This window comes from Paraburkholderia sp. BCC1886 (assembly GCF_900996245.1).
Classification (GTDB): domain Bacteria; phylum Pseudomonadota; class Gammaproteobacteria; order Burkholderiales; family Burkholderiaceae; genus Paraburkholderia.
The window spans coordinates 21,851-39,537 of sequence record NZ_CAAJGK010000042.1; the positions used below are offsets into that span (position 1 = coordinate 21,851).

Genomic DNA, 17,687 nt, shown 5'->3' on the forward strand with positions numbered 1-17,687 from the left:
GAGAGGTGGCGCTTAGGTGCGCGGTGTGGTCGGGCGCGTTCGGTTCAGGTGACGACGATGACGCCTGCGTCGCTCTGCGCCGGCACGAAGCCGCTCAGGCGAGCCAGCAGATTCGCCATGCGCTGCGGCTGGTAAAGATCGTGGAATACGCCCATCTCCGATTCGTCGTCGGCACCCTGCAGGATTTCCGGCGCGCAGTCGCCGGCCAGCTGGCAATAGGTCGGCGACCCGTAGCGCACGTCGTTGAAGATGGGCCGCACGCGCACGGCCGCGTCCGCGCGCGCCTCGGCACTTTGCGCACGGGAGATCGCCAGATCGGGCTCGCATTCGAAACGGCGTGGCGTGTGCGAGTCCGGCGGTACGTAGCAGAAACGCACGCAGCCGCTCTGCCGCCGCGCGACCTCGACACGGCCGTTGAAGAGAGAGTTCTCGCCGAGTTCGAGCGCGTTCACCCGGACGCCGCCGAGCACCGTGGATCGAACCGCGCGCAGCACCACGTGCGCCGCGGCTTTTTCCGCGCCGATCGCGTGGTATCGCTGATGCACGGAATCGATCACGCTGTCGACGATAGTGAGCGGCAGCGGCTCTTCACCCGGACGGTCCGCGGCGGCCACGATGGGCCCCAGAATGCTGTGATCGATCAGCACGCGAACACCGGTTCTCGCCAGCGCGAGACTCGCGAAGTGTTCGCGCGACTCGGACTCGGCCTGTCCCGACAGACGCTCGATCTCCCAGCCCGGCACCAGCGTGCAGTGGCGGATCGTCAGCTGCGCGAACGGGCCTTTCAGCTGGAGGCCGCGTCCGCAGATCAGCAGACCTTCGAGCACCAGCCTGCTGGTCGACTCGCCCGTAATCGTGATCGCGTCCGCGCGGTTAGCCTGATAGTCGAGCTGGCGGATCACGGGCCGCACACCGCTCGCGGCCCGGATCTCCAGGCTCTGCATGTTTTCTTCGAACGCGATCCGGACCGGCTCGACATACACGTCGCTGGTGGCGAATTCGATCACGGCATGAGGCGGCTTGTCCTTGCGCCACGCCTGTAACGCTTCTTCCAGTTTGGTGAAGCCGCCTGCGCCGACGCGATAGAACCCGCGGCTTCCAGTCCATGCGGTCGCGGCGCGCGCATACGTGCCGCCGCCGAGGTCGGCACTTGAACCATAGTGGTACGACACCATCAGCCCACCTTCAGGCGCTTCGTTCGGCGCGAACATGAGACGGCCGCGCTCCGGGTCGATGGCGATCTCGCCGGTGCGCAGCGTGGCTGTCCAGCCGGACAGATCGGCTACGACTAGCCGTTCGAGCGCAACGGGCGTTTTTGCATGACGATCCGGCCACAACGTGAAGCTGGCGCCTGGGCCGTAGTAAGCAGCTTTCACGCGAGCGTGACGCGTAGCAATATCCGCGCGACGCAGCGCGAGCGGCAAGGGCCGGAGGAAGGCGCCGGGCTCGGCGGGATCGGCTTCGGCGGCTTGCGGGAGAGCGGCGACCTTAGCCCCGCTCGTCGAGCTTGTCCCGTTCGTCGCGTTCGCGAACAGCGGGCAATCGTTGCCCAGCACGCTGAACGTATAGCACTCGCGTCCTTCCCATTCCACGCAGTAGGCCTGCGTACGCTCGACTGCATAGCTGCGTAGCCGCCACACCATCACGCCGACTGCCGCCGGGTTGTAGAGGCCGCGCGTATGGTTCGATTGCGGACGACGCACATCGACCAGATGCGCGGTTTCGTCGGACGGCGATCCGAGCCGGCCCATGGTATCGGCGCGGCGCACTGCCGCCGTGCCGCCTCGTGCAAGGCGAAGATGATCGAGCGCCTGCGTGCCCGCGACGAGCCGACCGTATTCGACCGCCCGCGACGGCCAGCCCGATACCGCCGAGGCCAGATCGTCGAGCAGCGCGAGCGTGCCCTTGCGACGCCGGTACTTGAGCGTGTTACCGACATCGCGACGCGGAATCAGAATCCGGGTGCGCGCCGCCGCCCGCGCCGCCGCCTGCCGATCCGGTTGACCCGCATCGTGCAACGTGCGGTAGCCGATCAGATCGCCGATATAAGGGACGACCCAGTCTTCACAGGTTTCGATGAACCAGTTGTCGTAGAGCGCTCCCATGTCCGCTTCGAGCGCATCCACCTGCGCGGAGATCACCGAGAGCAGCATGCGCAGCGGCTCGCCGACCTCGCCGTCGCGCTGCCGGTAAATCGACGGCAGCAACGTGTATAGCCGGTCGTTGAACGAGGTGCTCATGTCGTGATCTCCGTCAGCGTGAGCGTCGCCGGAATGTCGGGGCTCAGGTAGGCAATCTGCGCGGGCCGGATCACCGGTGGTTCCCGTGCATCGACGCCGCGCGTCACGTGCGCGAGGCGCGCGACGATCATCTGGTGCAGCGTCGGGCCCGTCGGTCCTGCAAGCCGTTGCAGGTCCTGCAACACGCCGGTCTGGGCGATCCGGTCGAACACGTCGACATCCACGTACTCGACGCCCGGCACGTTCTGCACCGCCGCCTGCACTTCGCTCAGCGCGACGTCCTGCCCCAGTGCACGACGGGCAAACGAAAAGGTGTCGAGCAATGCGGCGCTCACGAGCGGCGCGACCTGAGACCACTGGTAAGCCGCCAGCACCTTCACCCGCGCGGCGATCACCAGCAGCAGTGCGTCGCGCGGTTCGATCCGCACCGCCAGATGCGGATCGCCGAATTGCGCAAGCGCGGCCCGCAGATTCACCAGCAATGCCGAGCCGGCAGTAAGTGGCGCGTCGTCCGCGCCCGCGATGGTGACGTGCACATGGCGCGCGCCATCGTCGGTCAGTTGCACCGCGCTCGCCTTGCCGACGCCGGCGAAGGTCCCGCAAAAATCTTCGTAGTCGTCGACGGAGATCAGCCGGTCGAGCGACGCCAGGCCTTGCGGCACATGTCGACGCAGACTCTCGCCGCTTTCCCGGTCCGCGCCGCCGTCCGCCCCGAGCGGATTGGATACGTCCATGACCCCGAGCGGCCGGCTGACCAGCTGGCTGATCTGCCCTGCGTTCGAGTTGCCCTCTGCGCCAATACCCGCGCGATAGGTCGCGCGCACGTTTTCCACGCCGGGGGGCAGGCTCGCCCCTTGAGTGCCGTTGCCGAAGCTCACCTGTGTCGTGCCGTCTTCGAGCTGACGGGTGACAAACACGCGATCGGTCGGGCCCGTTCCGTTGAAGCTCTTCACCTCCTGCCACTGAATGCCGTTGACCCGAACCTGCAGCGTGCTCACGGTACCCGAGGCGGTCGCCGCCGAGACATAGGTCAGCGGCGCAAAACGCAATGTGAAACTGCGGAACGCCGCCGTGCCGTCGCCGCTGCCGAGAATCTCGTCATGGGTCTCGCCGTGGGTCGCGCGCACCACGTTGCCGTAGACGGTGACCGAGTCGCGCGCATAGCGATATGAGAGCGGCGATGACAGCGTCAATGTGGTGCGCATCCGGCCGCCCGGCAACAGGCTGTCGGCATCGGGCGCGGTCGGCGGGGGTTGTGGGACTTCTGTGGAAGGCGCGGGGGGCGGCACAGCAGAAGGCGCAGCAGAAGGCGTAGCGGATGTCGCACCGGATGTCCGAGTGGAAGGCACATCGGAAGGCGCAGCGGATGGCGCAGTGGTCGCAACCGGCCCACGGTCGGCGAGCGCATCGGCGACCGTCTCGATCGCATGCGACGCGCTCCTCAGCATGACCACTTCCGTGCCGGTCACCCCGCGTGTATCGGGCACATCCAGCCGTTCGCCGCTCACGATCAACCATTGGCCCGGCGTGAGTCCGTCGTGCAGATCGTCGAGTTCGATCGACGGCCCTTCGATCGGCGTGCTGACCGGTGCATCGGCGAGATCGAGCGGCTCGCTCTGTGCAAACACTTCGCTGCCGCGCACGACCGCCGTAAAACCCGGTGTCCGCGTGGGATGAAACCAGACGTCGTCGAGCGCAAGTCTCGTCGTCTTCGCCGTGAGACCGTAGGCCGCGCGCGATGGCGTGCGCACGTCGACAACGCGACAGACGAAGGGCTCGCCCGGCGCGTCGGTGGCGCCGGTTCCGTCGACGCCGCACACCGCGACCCAACTGTGGGCAACGATGTTCGGATAGGTGTTGTCGAGAAACAGCACCGTCGGCGATTCGGTCGCCTGCGGCGCCGGCTCGGCGACCAGCGCGCCGGCCCGGCTGCGCATGTCGGCCGCCGGCACATCGGCGCCGGCGAGGTCGCTCGTGACCGTCGGTGCGCCCGGCTCCGTCACCCTGAACGTCCATTCGCGCTGCCTGAGCGGCTGCTCGTTGTCGCCGACCCGGCGGAACTCCGTCCACAGCGGCGCGTTACTGCCGAACGGCGCCGCGCGCACGTTGAAGGCAAACACCTGAACGTTCGGCTCGGGCGCGACCGTGGTATTACGCAACGCCGTGCGCAGCGTGTTCTGTAAAGCCGGCGCCATTTGCGTCAGCAGTTGCGGCGCGGTATCCGTGTCCGGTTGCAGACGCTGCGCCGCGCTCTGATGCAAGTCGAGCATGCTGGCCGGATGCGAAGCGGGCGGGCGCGTCAACGCGCGCATGAAATCCTGATTCTGTAGCGGAGAGATTCCGGCCACATTGCGCACGAGCGATGTGGCGGGCACATTCCGGCGAGCCGGCGGCGCCGAAGAAGCAGGCGCGGCTGCATTTGCCGCAGCGGTGCGCGCCGCCGCAACGGCAGCGGCATCACGCACCGTGGCGTCGGCGTCGGTAGCGGCGGCGGCAGTGCTGCCGCGCGTCGTGGCAGCGGCGGCATTCGCCGCGTCCACTGCCCCATCGGCCTTGACCACGAGCGGTTCCACCACCGGCGTCGAAACCGGTTCGAGCGTCAGCGTGATGAGCTTGCGCGGCGCGTCCACCGTGACCGACGCAATGCGTCTGAGCACCCGCCAACCGTCGCCCGCGATCAGCAGCGGATCATTCGCCTTCAGCTTCGTCGATGCACCGTTGACATAGACGACCGTCGAATCGGCCGTCAGCTGCTGCGCCCGCGCACTGCGCGGCGCAAGCTTGCTCCAGCTCGCGCGGACCACGCCCGGCTCGCTGGTTTCGTACACCTTCGGCTGCTCGCCCGCGACCGGCAGGCTTTGAATTCTGCTGCCGGCCGGCACATCGACGAGTGCGTCCGCGCCTTGATCCTGCACGGTATAGGCCACTGAAACCGACGCCGCCACGCCCGGTTGCGGCACATAGCCGACGAGGCTCGCCAGCTCCCGCAGCGAACGATCCTCGATCGCGGTGCGCAGAAAACCTTCGTTGGCGATGCGCTCCTGATAAAACGTCAGCACGTCGGCGACCATAGCCCACGCATCGAGCAAGGCGATCGCCGGATCGGAAGGCTCGCGGGTCGTCGGCACGCCGCGTTGCGCGACACCGAGCTGCACGATCATGGCGTCGAAGAAGCTGCCGTAAGTGCCGCAGCGATACGTCAACGCCGGCAATCCGGGCCGGTTGAACAGAGCGGGCGTCGCTGAGTCTCCCGACTGCGCGGCGGCGTCGCTGCATGAGCAGATACGGCTCATCGTCCACCTCGCATCCGGAAACCGAGCCGGCCGTGCTCCGGAAAATCCGGATCGTTGTCGACGCGCGCGATTTCCTGCGGACCGAGCACCAGCACGCCGCTGTCGATCGCCTCGCGCGACGGCACGTATTGCCGTTCGAAACGGGTCACGACGATATTCACCACGCCTTCCACCGACTGCGCCGTGGCAATGAGCCGGCTCAGGTAAATGTCCTCGCCGAAACTCAGGTTGTCCGGCGCGAACAGGCCGCGCGTCGCGCTGCGGTGCAGGCCGGTACCAAACGCATCGAGAAGCGCGGCTTCCACGTGCCCGCGCAGATAGTCCGGCCCGATATGGACTTCGATACCGATATCGAGCGACACGTACGCGGCCGTCGTCACCTCGACGTCGTGACCGATGCGGCGATACCGCTCGAGAAAGCGTGTGATGTCTGCCAGCAGGGCGGCGTTCACCGTTTCGCCGCCGTAGGGCGCGACGGCCACTTGCATCACGTACGCGCTGCCGGTCCAACGCAAGGTGGCGGCCGCGCGGCGCACGCCGGGATGGCGCGCGGCCAGCGTCGCATAGTCGTCGGCGGTGACCGCGCGCTCGATCGTGTTCAGGAACGCCGTCGGCGCATTGGCGCGCACATCGGCAAGCGCTTCGGGCGCCGTGCCGCCTTGCGCGGCGAGCGGGTTCCATACGCGCACCACGCCGCCCGCCAATTCGCCGCGCAACATCTGCAGATGCATGATCGTGCCGCTACCGACGTTGCCCGCCAGCGGCGCGGCGTACCGATAGGCGGCCTGGAAAACCGACCCCGCGGCCGGCCGCGCGCCGTTCTTTCCATCGCCGAAACGCAGATGGGCGATGCGGCCGTCGTCGATCTCGACAACGTAGTCGAAGTCGTCCGGCCCGCTCGACAGCAGATCGGTCTCTCCACGCCACGCCGTCACCAGCCCGGCCAGTTCGGTGCGAAAAGTCTGGACCAGCGCGGCAGGCGGCGCCACGTGCGCGTCATAGCCGGACAAAGCGGCACGAGCCGCGCGCGAGAGGCGGTCGAGCAGCGGATCCGCCACGCGATGGCGAGCGTCCGGCGGCCCGTCGACTTGCGCCAGTAGCTTCGCTTTCAAAGCGACGATCAGGTTCGCCGGCGCATCGAGGTCCGCGAACGTGAAGAGCGGACGCGAGCCGTCCGGCACGCCGGGAATGCTCCACAGCATCAATGCGGCTCTGGCATCGCGAGGGGCCTGCGTCAGCAGTTGGCTCGCAACGGCATCCGGCGGCAGCGGCACGGAGAACACGAGGTCGGGTTGCCGCAGCGTCGGTGCGAATTTCGCGGAGGTGGTGAGTGTCTCGGCGGGCACGTTCTCGTCTTCGCAGCCGGCAGTCGTCGCAACGATCCCCACCTGTCCGGCCACGTCCTCCTGAAACCGCACGCCGTGATCGACCAGCCACACATTCGCGCGCGCGACGCTGACGTCGGCGGCGGCTTCGGTATCCGTCGCGGGGCCCAGGTAGCGGCAGTCGGGCGCGGGACCGATCATCGCCACGACGAGCGGAAACCGGAGCGCATCGTCGGCCGCCCATTCGACATGCAGAACCGGCTTGTCGTAGACCGGATCGATGCCGGGTTCGACTCGCGTCAGCCGAACCACCTGCCGATGTGCCGGATCCGCTTCGTCGGAGGCGCCTGTCACCGGGTTGCGAACCGCTTCGATCAGCATGAAGCTGCCGGCCTGCAGATCCGCCAGCGCACGCTTGCGCGGATTGGTATGGGTTTGGATTTGAGTTCGCGCAGTGTCTTGATCCGGCGCGTCGTCCGTCGCCCATGCATCGCACAGCGTCGCCGCGGTGGCGCCCTCGGGCAACACGTACTGCCGCGCGCCCCATGCATGAAAACTGATCCGGTTGTGCGCCGCGCGCGCCTCCATCGGCTTGCTTGTCGGCGTGCTCGTCGCCGTACCCGTCATCACACTGAACGCCTGATACTGCGACGCCGGAACGTTCGTGAGTGCGTTCGGCCCGAGTACCGCGGCCACGTCCGGCATCGCCGTATGACAGTCGGTCACGAAACGGCACTCGTCGGGCACGAGCCTCAGCGCGGCCACGTCGACCTCCATACACACCCACGTCCGCGCATTGCACCCTTCGTGCACGGCGTAATCGACGAGGCGGGCGTGCCGTCGCACGGAAATCCGTTGCCGGGCGGTGTTCAGATACGCCTCGGTCGCGACCGCGTCCTGGTAGTAGCTCAGATAATCGCCTACATAGGCCAGCAACTCGACGAGCGCAACGCCTTCGTCCGGCGCGTGAGCCTCGTGCCACTCGGGCATCGTCAGCGCCAGCCGGTTGACGATGAGTTGCCGCAAGCTTGCGTAGTCCTTCGCGAGATAGTCGATTTCCGGCGCCGGCAGCACGTCCGCCGTCAGCGTGGGCGCGCTCACGCAATCGAGCGCGCGCGGCTCCGCCGTACGGAAACTGAATGTGCAGCGCGTGTAGTGCGGATCGAAACCCTCCACGCCATCGAGTGCGAGCGTGTAGACGGAAAAATCGCCGCGCCGGTCGACCGTCAGGATGAGACGTCCGGCACCCGGCGCGCTGTCCTCCGGATCGTGCACACCGGTCACACGGATGCCGCGAATTCGTGCGCCGCCTTCTATCGTGCAGTTCGCGGCGTTGAGGGACAGCGGCTTCGCGAGGAAAAACACCACTTCCAGTTGCCGTGGATCGTCGCCCACCTCGATGTAGTCGATCCCGTTCAGGCCTTTGCGCCGCGCATCGATGCGGCGTTGACGGTCGTCTTCGACGAGCGGGTGGAGGGCGTCCATGTCAGATGGTCCGCACGAACTGCGCCGTGGTCTGCTGCGTGGTGCCGCGAATCATGTACTGCACGTCGACGCGCAACGCGGATTCATCGGACACCACCGTCAGGGCCTTGATGTCGATCACATCGCCGAGCCAGCGCTGCAGCGACGCCTGCACCGTGAATTGCAGCGCGGCCGACAACTCCGGGCTATTCGGCGCAAACACCATCTGCTGCAAACCCGAACCTAGATCGGGCCGGTTCACCCGGTCCCCCGGATTGCTGAACAGCAACTGTTCGATCATGTCGCGCACGTGCTCTGCGTCGCTGGCCTGAGCCGTGCGGCCGCGCGGATCGAAACGGAACGGATAGGCGATGTTCATGTTCAATTTCCGATGACGGCGAACTGCGTCCTGGTCACGACGAGCGGACCCGGTGTCGGCGAGCAGACCGACTGACTGGTGCTCAGGAGAACCGGCACGCCCTTCGAGAAAATTTGGGTCGCGGCCTTCACCCAGGTTGCCGTGACGCACGGCGGCGCACCGGACGTCATGGCCGGGAACGTGCAGGCGGCAATGGCGTACGGGCTCGCCTGCGTCACGATCGGCTGTTTGCCGACGAACACCTGTGTGCTCACCGCGGTGGGAGAAGCGAGCCCAAGATGCGGGCAGACCACCGTCGCGCCCTGATGCAGCAGAAAGCCCGGCATATGCACTCTCCCATCCTCGTAGCTCAACGCGTTGCTTTAAAGACCCATCACACCGGCACGACGCGCAACGCGTCGCCGCAAATCGTCACCCCCGCCAGCGACAACTCGATCACCGATTTCGGTCCGAACGACAACGTCAGACTGGTGAGCGACAGCACGATGCGTGGGCCCGCCTCCGCTGCGGTCGTCTCGAGCGTGACGCAGTCGTTGCCGACCGTATTGATCACGAGCCGGCCCAGCGGAGACTGCATCACGACAGGCAAAGTCGAGAGGTTCGCCCCGAGGCCGAGCGACAACGCGAGCTGGCCGTCGGGCCACCAGCAACCCGACCAGACCGGCTTGTCGAGATCGCCCTCGATGAACTCGATCCACACGCCCGCGCCGGTCGGCGGCACGCCGTACAGACCCATGCCCGGCCCGCCGAACGGAAAGCACGCTTCGGCGACCACCTGCAGCGGCGTGCCGCCGACCGTCACCGACGCCACCACCCTTCCGCCCTTCTGCGGATCGATCGGCTGCACGACCGTTCCCCTGTATTTGCCGTAATACCGCTGCGTCTCTTTCATGTCGGCACCATTGGAGTCAACGAACCGAAACCGTCGCGCGTCAGCGTGAAGCGCTGCCTGTACTCACCTTGTTTAATGGTGTGCGTGACGTCCTTGACGTAGTACAGGCCGTCGAGCATGAAGCCCGCGCCCCGTACGCCGACGAGGCGCCGCGGCCGCAGCACGCCGCCGTAGCGCAGCATGTCGAGCTCGCCCTCGGCCTTGAGCGCGTAGCTGGTGCGGTTGGTTAATGCCTGCGCCTGAAGCATCGCCTCGGGATAGTCGAGATTGCCGGCGTTATGAGGCGCGCTCATGCGCATCGTCGGGCCCTGCACCAGCATCGGCGGCATGATCGAGAGCGGCATACGCGTGCTGACCGGAGTGATGACCGGCATCACGAGGCCCGTGCGCTTGTCGAGCATGAGCCCCGCGACCATGGTCGGCGCGCGGCCGTCGTACTGGAAGCGGATCGTCGCGTTGGTCTCGGGCCCCATGTTGATCGAGAGCGCCGGTTGCGGCGCCGTGAGCGTCAGCGGTGGACCCCAGTACGCGAGGTTCACCATCGGCACCGTCGTCGGCTCGACGTAGAACACACAGTCGTACCGGAGCGCGAGCGCGTCGAGGTAAGCGAGATCCGTGTCGGCCCTGACCGGAATCCGTTCGGTCGGCGGCGGCACGCTCGGGTCGGGCGACATGATCTGCGGCGGCATGCCGAGAAACATCATGTACGACAGGATGATCTGGTAAATGATCGCCTCCGCGGCCTGCGCCGGATAGGACATCGACATCTGGCGCACGTCCATCATCAGGCGCACGTCCACGCCCGTCACGGTGAGCGTGGAGCTGCCCGGCTCGGTGCCGGGATTGAGCATCGACTGGGTGATGAAGCCGTCTATCAGCACCTGCGGGAACACCCCGAGCCACACCTGGATCACCACCCGCGTCGACGGCCGCAGCAGCGGGTTCATCATCAGCGTGTAGTCCATCGCGAGCGCGCCCGTGCGCCCGACCGTGAAAGTCAGCTCGAACCCGTCGTAGCCGGTGTCGGCGAGATGCACCTCGACACCGGCGAGCGCCTGCACGATGGTGGCGGGCGCCGGCATCGCGATGGTCGGGCCGAGCCATAGTGTGAGACGGGTACCGAGCAGACTCGCGGCGATCGAACTGGCGTCCATGGGGCGGCCTCGACAGTGCTACAGAAAACGACGGACAAGCTTCAGGTGAGCTTCAGCCGAGCTTCGGCGCGGGCGTCTGCGGCATCGGCACGCGTATCGTGCGGCCAGCCGCGGCCGCGCCGCTCAGATCGAACGGGTTGAGCACGGGGTTCGCGTCGCACACCTGCCAGTACTGTTCGGAGACGCCCAGCGTGCGGGCGGCGATCAGGTCGAGCCGGTCTCCCTCTGTGACGCTCACTTGCGTGAGCAGCGCGAGACTGTCCGGTTGCGGAAGAAACCGGCGTTGCACATACGGCAACTGCCGGCCATCCGCCGTGGTCCATATCGCGGTGGCCAGCGGGTAGTAACGGCTCGTGTAATCGAACATGGCAAACCCCTCATGTCAGCGAGATGCCGGCGTTGCCGCCGAGCACCGCGCCGATGGTGTTGACACTCGCGATGGTGGCCATCGTCTCCTTGACGATCTGATGCGTCAGGAACAGGTGATAGCCCGGATTCGTCAACGACAGGTCGTTGTAGCTCAGCACGCGCAAGCCGAGCGAGGCTTTCGCGCGTAGAGGATTGAGCTGCGGATCGTGCGCTTCCTCGGTGATGCTGAAGTCGGTCAGGCGCACCGGCAGCACGCGCTTGAGTCCCCAGATGAATAGCGTGAAGGGCGCCATCGGCGGAATGATTTCGATCGTGCCGGCCGCGAGCAACACCGTATTGGCCACCACCAGCGCACTCTTCGGATAGATCAGCATCTCCAGTTGCGACAGTTGCGGATAGATGCCGAAGCTCAGCGCGGTACTGTCACCGGCTTCGAGCTGATCAGTCGCGTCGATCTCCACGTCGATCCTGATCGTCTCGATCGGCGCGCCTTTCAGACGCATTGCTTCATCGCGATCGCCGGACTGGCTGCTCATGCCTTGCGGCTGCAGCGTGCGCGTCAGCGTGTCCGGGTTGTACTGGAACACGATCACGCTCGCGAGCGGATTGAACAGGTCGATTCCGACGATCGCACCCTTCAGCAGGCGGGGGCCGTTGGTGTAGGTGCTCATCGGGGCACCTCGCCAAGACCTGCGTGAATGGACGTCGCAATCCGGCGACCGAGTTCGTCGGCAGGCAGAGCGCCGGGACGGGACGGCGCAGGCGGCACCGTCAGCGGCGCAGCGACGATGCGGCGCAACGCGGTGCTTTGCGGCCACGCGCGGGCGAGCGCGGCGCCGTCGCCGAGCAGGCGCACGAGCTCGGTCTGCACCGCGTCCTGCAATGCCTGCGGGCGAGCCGTTTCCGTCACGACGCCGTCGAGCACCAGACGCTCGATATGCAGCACGATTTTCATGCGGAGGCTCCTTTTTCGGCGGCCAGAGGGAAATCCGCTTCATTCACGGGGCGCCCGAGCTTGACGATTTCGGCGCGCACGGCTGCGCAGACGTCGCTCATCTGCACCGGACGCGCCGCATGCGCCGCGAGAAACGCGGCGTTCAGCGCCGCGCTGTGGATGTTGCCGCCCGACAGGTTGAAGCGCGCGAGTCGCTCGAAGTCGAGTCCGTCGCGCGGCAGTTCGCTGGGGAATGCGTTCTGCCAGATCTGCAGGCGCTCGGCCTGGCCGGGAAACGGAAAATTGACGATGAAGCGCAGACGCCGCACGAACGCCGGGTCCAATGACTGACGCAGATTGGTCGCGAGAATGGCGAGTCCCCGGTACGACTCGATGCGCTGCAACAGGTAGTTGATCTCCATGTTGGCGTAGCGGTCATGGCTGTCTTTCACTTCGCTGCGCTTGCCGAACAGCGCGTCGCATTCGTCGAAGAAGAGGATGGCGCCGCCGTCTTCGGCGGCATCGAACAGGCGTCGCAGATTGCCTTCGGTTTCGCCGATGTATTTGCTCACCACTACCGACAGATCGATGCGGTAGAGATTGAGCCGCAGATCCTTCGCGATCACCTCCGCGGCGAGTGTCTTGCCGGTACCGCTGTCGCCGCAGAAAAGCGCGCTGATGCCGAGCCCGCGCGTCATCTTGCGGGCGAACCCCCAGTTTTCGTAGACCTGCGCCCGTCCCGCGACCTGAGCGCTGATCTGCCGGAGTAGCGACTGCTGCTCCGGCGGCAAGACCAGGTCGTCCCAGTTGGCCTCGCTGGCGATTCGCTGCGCGAGCCGGTTCAACGTCGGCCGTACGCTCGCACTGCAGGCGTCCCATAGCGTGACGGCGAGCGCGGCTTCGTCGTCGGGCGCCTGCTGCAGCGCCTGCGCCGCGATCTGAGCGATCTTTGCCGCGTCGAGCCGGAACTGGGCCGCCAATGCGCCGGGTTGCCCTCGCCCACGAAGCGCGCGACGCCACAGGTCGCCCTGCTCTGCCGGCGTCGGCCGCTCGACATCGATGCTCACCGATGGACGCCCTGGGCGCGTAAGCGGCTCACGCGCGTCGACCAGAAAAAATCCTTCGCTGCGGGTGAAAAAACGCCGCAGCAGTCCTTGAATCTGGGTATCCGCAGCGCTTTCGGCGTCGGGCCATTCGAAGTACAGCGCGAGGGGCGACAGCAGGCACTCCCGATGCGCGAGGCGCGCGAGCCTGTCGAGCTCGCTCATCCGGTCGGCGAGCGCGTCGCCACAGAGACGCTGGATCTCGCAGCCGAAATGCGCGGCGATACGGAAGGCGAGTTCGACCTTGCTGGCCGCATCCGGCCCGACCAGTTGCAGCAGGGGCATCGGCGTGCCGTCGGGCAAGTGCTCCCAGGCATCGATCGCCACGTTGAGTGCGATTTCCTGCGACGCCTGCAAGTCCGTCGCGGCGGGTTGCATCACGGGCGTCATCGGCAACAGAAGCGCCGCGAGCCGTTCGTCGACGTAATTCAGGCCCTTGATATACGCGAGAATCCGCTCGTCGACATGCAACCCGCGAGCCGTCAGCGGTTGCGACGTGTCGGCGTCCACTTCGATCAGATGCCAGTAGCGCAGTGGCCGGTGCGGCGACAGCGCGTCCCAGGCCGCGTCGTCGAAAAGCGCTAACGCCAGCGCGAAGGTCGGATAGGGGCGCGCCACCGGATACTGCGTGCGTGCACACAGCGCGGCCATTCGCGGCTCCAGTTCCATGGCCGCGCAAAGCAGCAGGACGTCCTGCTCGAAACGCGACAGGCCGAAGCACTGCGTGAGCAGCAACAGCGCTGGCCGCGAGCCGCTTTGCGCCGAGCATTCGGCGACGCGAGCCTCGGCGAGCGTTTCAGCCTCGGTTCGCGCCGCGCTCGGGATAGCGGCGTGAGCGGTGGGAGCGGCTGCGGATTGGCTGGACGCATCATCCTGACCTGCATCTCGCTGACGCCCGGTCCATTCGCTCATCGATTCAGGCGCGCCTTGCGCCATGGTCGCCAGGCGTTCGAGTCGCAAACGCAGGCACGTTAGCGCGGCGGACAGATAATCCGCATTCACGTCATGCCAGTTGGCCGGAGCGTTCATTTGAGCACCGCCCTCTGCGCGCGATACACCGGCGGCGTCACCGAACGGTCGACCAGCGGACTATCGATGCCGTCGACGCGCAAACGGATCAAATAATCGCCCGGGACCGCGGGATTCACGACGAACGACAACGTGCCGCCTGGCGCCGCGAGCCGTTCGGCGACGATCTCCCGATCGCCGAGCACGAGCGAGGCCCGCTGCCCGGACTGGACCTCGGGCGCGCATTTCAGTTTGAGCGTGGCGACGCCGTTGTCGACACTGGCCTTCAGCGGCAGTGTGCCGACCAGCGACGGGGCCAGCGCGAACTGCGCTTCGTTGGTAGTAGCGACTTTCTTCGCGGATGCGCCGGCCTTCGACGTGACGTCGACGGTCAGCGTGTACCAGCCGGCGGACCATGCGCCTTTGGACGGGTCGATGTGTACGCGCACTTCGGTTGCGCCCGACCCGGCCTCGGCGACGAGCCTGATTTGTTCAGCCGATGTCACGCGCGTAAAGACCGCCTCGACCCGATCCCCGCTGAGGAACGCGCCGTGGATGATAACGATATCGCCCAGTTGCGCGGCCGTCTGACCGTCCGGCAACGTGATTCCGCTGATCGCCGGATACGGCGGCACCAGTCCACCCAACACGGCGATGCCGCTGTCGCTCTTGCCGCGGGTCAGCACCGGCAGCGGCGCGCGTGTGGCACGCCTGCTGTCGATCAGCACGACGGCCACTTCATACGACGCGGATAGCCGGTATTGCGTCTGGAAGCCCGACCACAGTCTGAAGATGTCTTCGACAGATAGCGGCTGCAGGGTGAAGCGCACGCGCTCGATCTGCTGATAGAGGTCGTTGTCCGGCAACGCAACGCGAATTTCATCGCGACCCAGCAACGGATGATCGTGCAGTACGCTCATCGCGCGGCCCAGCAGGAAGTGACTGAATGGAACATGTGCGTCGTTGTCGCGCCCATACGCGGTGATCAGGTAATACAGGTTCAGCGCGAGCGGCGGCACGCCCGATTCGAGCGACTGCACCTCCTGGGGAATGGGCATGTTTCGCCAGGCCGCGCTCGGCATTGCCTGATACAGGAACACGTTCAACTGGTTCGCGTTGTTGTTGGCGTCGCGCGCGCGGTCCATCGGCAAGGTCGTGACCGACGTGTCCTGCAACTCGGGTTCGAGTGTGACCGCTTGCGCCAGCAGGTTACGCAGGCTTGCGGTGACCGCTGCGATGGCGTTGGCGCCGCTCACGGCTTGCCTCCGCTGCTCTGGCGGTGCAGATAGTTTTCCAGAGAGGTCGGCGAACGCTCGTCGCGGCGGGAGCGCGGAGTTGGCGCGGCGGGTTGCGCGTGCGCGCGGATTTCAACGCGGCCGATGCTTACGTGGATCGTCGGCCCGGTGGGCGTGGGGGAGTGTTGTGTAGCGGTCGCCTCGATGCGTCTGTGTCGGGTTGCTGCTGTACGGGTCGCGCTGACGGGTCCTGCTGACGCTGCCTGAGTCGCTAGCGTCGAGCGCGCTGATGTGTTTGCGAGCGGCTTCGCGTCGCCTGGCTCGAGCCGGGTCGTCGGCATGGTATCGGACGACGCGTTATGCGCGCGCGGTGGCATGGCGTCGATAGCGGATTGGGTCGTTGGGATTGCTGGCGAAACGACTTCGTTGCGCGCGACCTGCGCGGTGCGCTCGGGCGACGAGCCGGGACTGTGCTCGTGCAGATTCCATGGCGTGGTTTCCGGCATCGGCTCGCCGGTGGTTTTTATCGGAGCGTGCTGCTGTCGAGGGATCTGCGAATCCGTAGCCACAAGGGACGAACTCGCGATGGATCGCGGGACGACACTTGCGGACAACGACGGCAGCGCATGATCGCTTCGGTCAGGTGCGATGTCGCGGTCGTCGTTATCGTGCGTGGTCACCGTCGACACCTGCCGTGGGTCGGCCCGGTCCGGCACGGCATCTTCCGCTTCGACACTCGAGCTCATTGCATGCGCCTGCAACGATCCGCGCAAAGGTACGTTCGCAACCAACGCTTCGACCCCACCCTCTTCGATAAGAGGCCCCCCATCGGCAGCCGGTTCATACGGTGTCGACACCACGAGGAAATCGTCATCGTGCATCCGTCGAGGCTCGGTCGCAGGCGTGGCGAACCTAGACGTCAGACGCGGCCGCACGACGGGTGACAGGCCAAGACTGCGGGCAGCCAGATGACGCAGAAAGTCGCTCATGGCGTCAGCATCCGCAGATAGCAACGACGGCGTGCCGGACTCAGCGAGAGAATCTGCGCCTCGCTCCATCCATAGACCGACGCGAGGTCATGCACGTCACGCAGCTGGCCCATCGCCCACGCGCCCAGTTCGCGCCAGAAAAACGTGACGATGTCGAAGTTCACCTGCCACGTGTGATCGCAATCCGGACAGGCCATCGTGATCCAGAGGTCTGCCTGCGGGTCCAGCTCCTCCAGCCGCGCGACGATGGCGGCAAGCACGGGCTCGGGCAGATCGGCAGCCGCGACGCGCGTGCCGTCGTGTCGATACGCGCTCACGCAACAGTCCGCGAGCAGACCGGAGGCGCTGTGCAGATCGGCCTGCGTATCGATGGCGAGCAGATCGCCCGCCGTGACCGCCCGGCCGACGACCCGCAAACCGTCGATGTCGAAGCGCATCTCGAAGCGCAACGCTGCGGCATCTTCGCCACTCGCGTGCGGCACGACGAGCGCGTCGGCGGCCACGTCGAATTCGGCGGCGTTTGCGCAGCGCGGGCATTCCACCAGTCCCGCGATGCGCGTGCCGAACGTCAGCGAGCGCAACCGCAGCAGCGCGCGGTCACGCCGGCCGACCGGCCATTGCAACAGCGCGTCGGGTGAGCCCGTCTCGCACGCGGCCGCGGCACGTAGCAGCCAGAGCGCCCAGGCGTCGGCGGACAGACTGTGACCGCGGTCCCAGGCATCGAGCAGTGTCGGCGTATCGAGCGCTCGCACGGCCGGCCCCACTCAGACCGACGGCACGGTGAAGGTGGGCTCGGTGGGTTCGGTAACGCTCTGGTCCCGTTCCCATCCCTCGATTTCGAGCTTGATATGCTGGATCGCGACCGCGTTGGCGTTCGCATCGAAATCCGGCAACGCCTGGTATTCCGATACCCAGCAGCGATACACCTTGTACGCAATCGCCAGTTGTCCGGCTTCGTTGTAGACCTCGATGATCAGATCCTTGCGGAAATCCTTCAGCGACGCTTCCATGCCCAGACCCGAGCCGTACTGAAATATCTTGTTGGCCCATTTTTCGAACTCGGTGTCGTGCGTGACGCCGCGCTCGAGCGTGATGGCGTCGTACTCGTTCTTGCCGGGTGACTTCCGGCTCGTACTCGGGTCGCCGCCCTCGCGATGCTTGACGACTTCCGTCGTGCGTTTGAGCGCGCTCATCTTGCTCACGCCCGCCACGTATTTTGCATCCCACTTGATACGAAACTTGAAGTTCTTGTACGGATCGAAGCGCTGCGCGTTGACTGTGAACTGGGCCATCATGGTCTCC

15 protein-coding genes are annotated in these 17,687 nt (G+C 66.2%); all 15 read right to left on the reverse strand.

All coding sequences use genetic code 11. The annotated features are described in order from the left end of the window. Window positions 1-44: 44 nt before the first annotated feature. The 15 genes from FQ746_RS12450 to FQ746_RS12520 are packed head-to-tail and all read right to left on the reverse strand — an operon-like array spanning window position 45 to window position 17,677. Window positions 45-2,240: a hypothetical protein gene (locus tag FQ746_RS12450; RefSeq protein ID WP_144109687.1), complete on the reverse strand. Its 2,196-nt coding sequence runs from the start codon at window positions 2,238-2,240 to the stop codon at window positions 45-47. Next, window positions 2,237-5,533, reverse strand: a complete 3,297-nt coding sequence (locus FQ746_RS12455) for a putative baseplate assembly protein (RefSeq protein ID WP_144109688.1) — start codon at window positions 5,531-5,533, stop codon at window positions 2,237-2,239. The genes FQ746_RS12450 and FQ746_RS12455 overlap by 4 nt, the downstream gene beginning before the upstream one ends. Further along, window positions 5,530-8,343 carry a putative baseplate assembly protein gene (locus tag FQ746_RS12460; protein WP_144109689.1) on the reverse strand — a complete coding sequence of 938 codons (2,814 nt, stop codon included), beginning with the start codon at window positions 8,341-8,343 and terminating at the stop codon, window positions 5,530-5,532. Before FQ746_RS12460 ends, FQ746_RS12455 begins: the two co-directional genes overlap by 4 nt. Window position 8,344: 1 nt before the next feature. Continuing rightward, a complete protein-coding gene (locus tag FQ746_RS12465) occupies window positions 8,345-8,701 on the reverse strand; it encodes a GPW/gp25 family protein (protein WP_144109690.1) in 357 nt (118 codons plus the stop codon). Between the two features lie 2 nt (window positions 8,702-8,703). Continuing rightward, window positions 8,704-9,027: a hypothetical protein gene (locus tag FQ746_RS12470; RefSeq protein WP_144109691.1), complete on the reverse strand. Its 324-nt coding sequence runs from the start codon at window positions 9,025-9,027 to the stop codon at window positions 8,704-8,706. Window positions 9,028-9,074: 47 nt separating this feature from the next. Further along, window positions 9,075-9,593, reverse strand: coding sequence for a phage baseplate assembly protein V (locus tag FQ746_RS12475; RefSeq protein WP_144109692.1), 519 nt, complete (start codon window positions 9,591-9,593; stop codon window positions 9,075-9,077). Beyond that, a complete protein-coding gene (locus tag FQ746_RS12480) occupies window positions 9,590-10,747 on the reverse strand; it encodes a hypothetical protein (protein ID WP_144109693.1) in 1,158 nt (385 codons plus the stop codon). Before FQ746_RS12480 ends, FQ746_RS12475 begins: the two co-directional genes overlap by 4 nt. A gap of 52 nt (window positions 10,748-10,799) precedes the next feature. Next, complete coding sequence (locus FQ746_RS12485; protein WP_144109694.1) at window positions 10,800-11,114, reverse strand: hypothetical protein; 315 nt, start codon at window positions 11,112-11,114, stop codon at window positions 10,800-10,802. A gap of 10 nt (window positions 11,115-11,124) precedes the next feature. Beyond that, complete coding sequence (locus FQ746_RS12490; protein ID WP_144109695.1) at window positions 11,125-11,787, reverse strand: hypothetical protein; 663 nt, start codon at window positions 11,785-11,787, stop codon at window positions 11,125-11,127. Continuing rightward, window positions 11,784-12,071, reverse strand: a complete 288-nt coding sequence (locus FQ746_RS12495) for a hypothetical protein (protein ID WP_144109696.1) — start codon at window positions 12,069-12,071, stop codon at window positions 11,784-11,786. Before FQ746_RS12495 ends, FQ746_RS12490 begins: the two co-directional genes overlap by 4 nt. Beyond that, the gene (locus tag FQ746_RS12500; protein ID WP_144109697.1) at window positions 12,068-14,182 is read right to left on the reverse strand and encodes an ATP-binding protein; all 2,115 of its coding nucleotides are present in this window, start codon (window positions 14,180-14,182) and stop codon (window positions 12,068-12,070) included. The genes FQ746_RS12495 and FQ746_RS12500 overlap by 4 nt, the downstream gene beginning before the upstream one ends. After that, the gene (locus tag FQ746_RS12505) at window positions 14,179-15,417 is read right to left on the reverse strand and encodes a DUF4255 domain-containing protein (protein ID WP_144109698.1); all 1,239 of its coding nucleotides are present in this window, start codon (window positions 15,415-15,417) and stop codon (window positions 14,179-14,181) included. The genes FQ746_RS12500 and FQ746_RS12505 overlap by 4 nt, the downstream gene beginning before the upstream one ends. Beyond that, window positions 15,414-16,385, reverse strand: coding sequence for a hypothetical protein (locus tag FQ746_RS12510; protein WP_144109699.1), 972 nt, complete (start codon window positions 16,383-16,385; stop codon window positions 15,414-15,416). The genes FQ746_RS12505 and FQ746_RS12510 overlap by 4 nt, the downstream gene beginning before the upstream one ends. After that, complete coding sequence (locus FQ746_RS12515) at window positions 16,382-17,137, reverse strand: hypothetical protein (protein ID WP_144109700.1); 756 nt, start codon at window positions 17,135-17,137, stop codon at window positions 16,382-16,384. The genes FQ746_RS12510 and FQ746_RS12515 overlap by 4 nt, the downstream gene beginning before the upstream one ends. Before the next feature lie 12 nt (window positions 17,138-17,149). Continuing rightward, window positions 17,150-17,677 carry a phage tail protein gene (locus FQ746_RS12520; protein ID WP_144109701.1) on the reverse strand — a complete coding sequence of 176 codons (528 nt, stop codon included), beginning with the start codon at window positions 17,675-17,677 and terminating at the stop codon, window positions 17,150-17,152. Between the last annotated feature and the right edge of the window lie 10 nt (window positions 17,678-17,687).

Bases quoted from the DNA above. Each gene is read 5' to 3' on its own strand.
- FQ746_RS12495 (WP_144109696.1), bottom strand. From the start codon at position 12,071: ATGAAAATCGTGCTGCATATCGAGCGTCTGGTGCTCGACGGCGTCGTG.
- FQ746_RS12500 (WP_144109697.1), bottom strand. From the start codon at position 14,182: ATGAACGCTCCGGCCAACTGGCATGACGTGAATGCGGATTATCTGTCC.
- FQ746_RS12485 (WP_144109694.1), bottom strand. From the start codon at position 11,114: ATGTTCGATTACACGAGCCGTTACTACCCGCTGGCCACCGCGATATGG.
- FQ746_RS12450 (WP_144109687.1), bottom strand. From the start codon at position 2,240: ATGAGCACCTCGTTCAACGACCGGCTATACACGTTGCTGCCGTCGATT.
- FQ746_RS12490 (WP_144109695.1), bottom strand. From the start codon at position 11,787: ATGAGCACCTACACCAACGGCCCCCGCCTGCTGAAGGGTGCGATCGTC.
- FQ746_RS12480 (WP_144109693.1), bottom strand. From the start codon at position 10,747: ATGGACGCCAGTTCGATCGCCGCGAGTCTGCTCGGTACCCGTCTCACA.
- FQ746_RS12510 (WP_144109699.1), bottom strand. From the start codon at position 16,385: ATGAGCGACTTTCTGCGTCATCTGGCTGCCCGCAGTCTTGGCCTGTCA.
- FQ746_RS12460 (WP_144109689.1), bottom strand. From the start codon at position 8,343: ATGGACGCCCTCCACCCGCTCGTCGAAGACGACCGTCAACGCCGCATC.
- FQ746_RS12470 (WP_144109691.1), bottom strand. From the start codon at position 9,027: ATGCCGGGCTTTCTGCTGCATCAGGGCGCGACGGTGGTCTGCCCGCAT.
- FQ746_RS12475 (WP_144109692.1), bottom strand. From the start codon at position 9,593: ATGAAAGAGACGCAGCGGTATTACGGCAAATACAGGGGAACGGTCGTG.
- FQ746_RS12465 (WP_144109690.1), bottom strand. From the start codon at position 8,701: ATGAACATCGCCTATCCGTTCCGTTTCGATCCGCGCGGCCGCACGGCT.
- FQ746_RS12455 (WP_144109688.1), bottom strand. From the start codon at position 5,533: ATGAGCCGTATCTGCTCATGCAGCGACGCCGCCGCGCAGTCGGGAGAC.
- FQ746_RS12520 (WP_144109701.1), bottom strand. From the start codon at position 17,677: ATGGCCCAGTTCACAGTCAACGCGCAGCGCTTCGATCCGTACAAGAAC.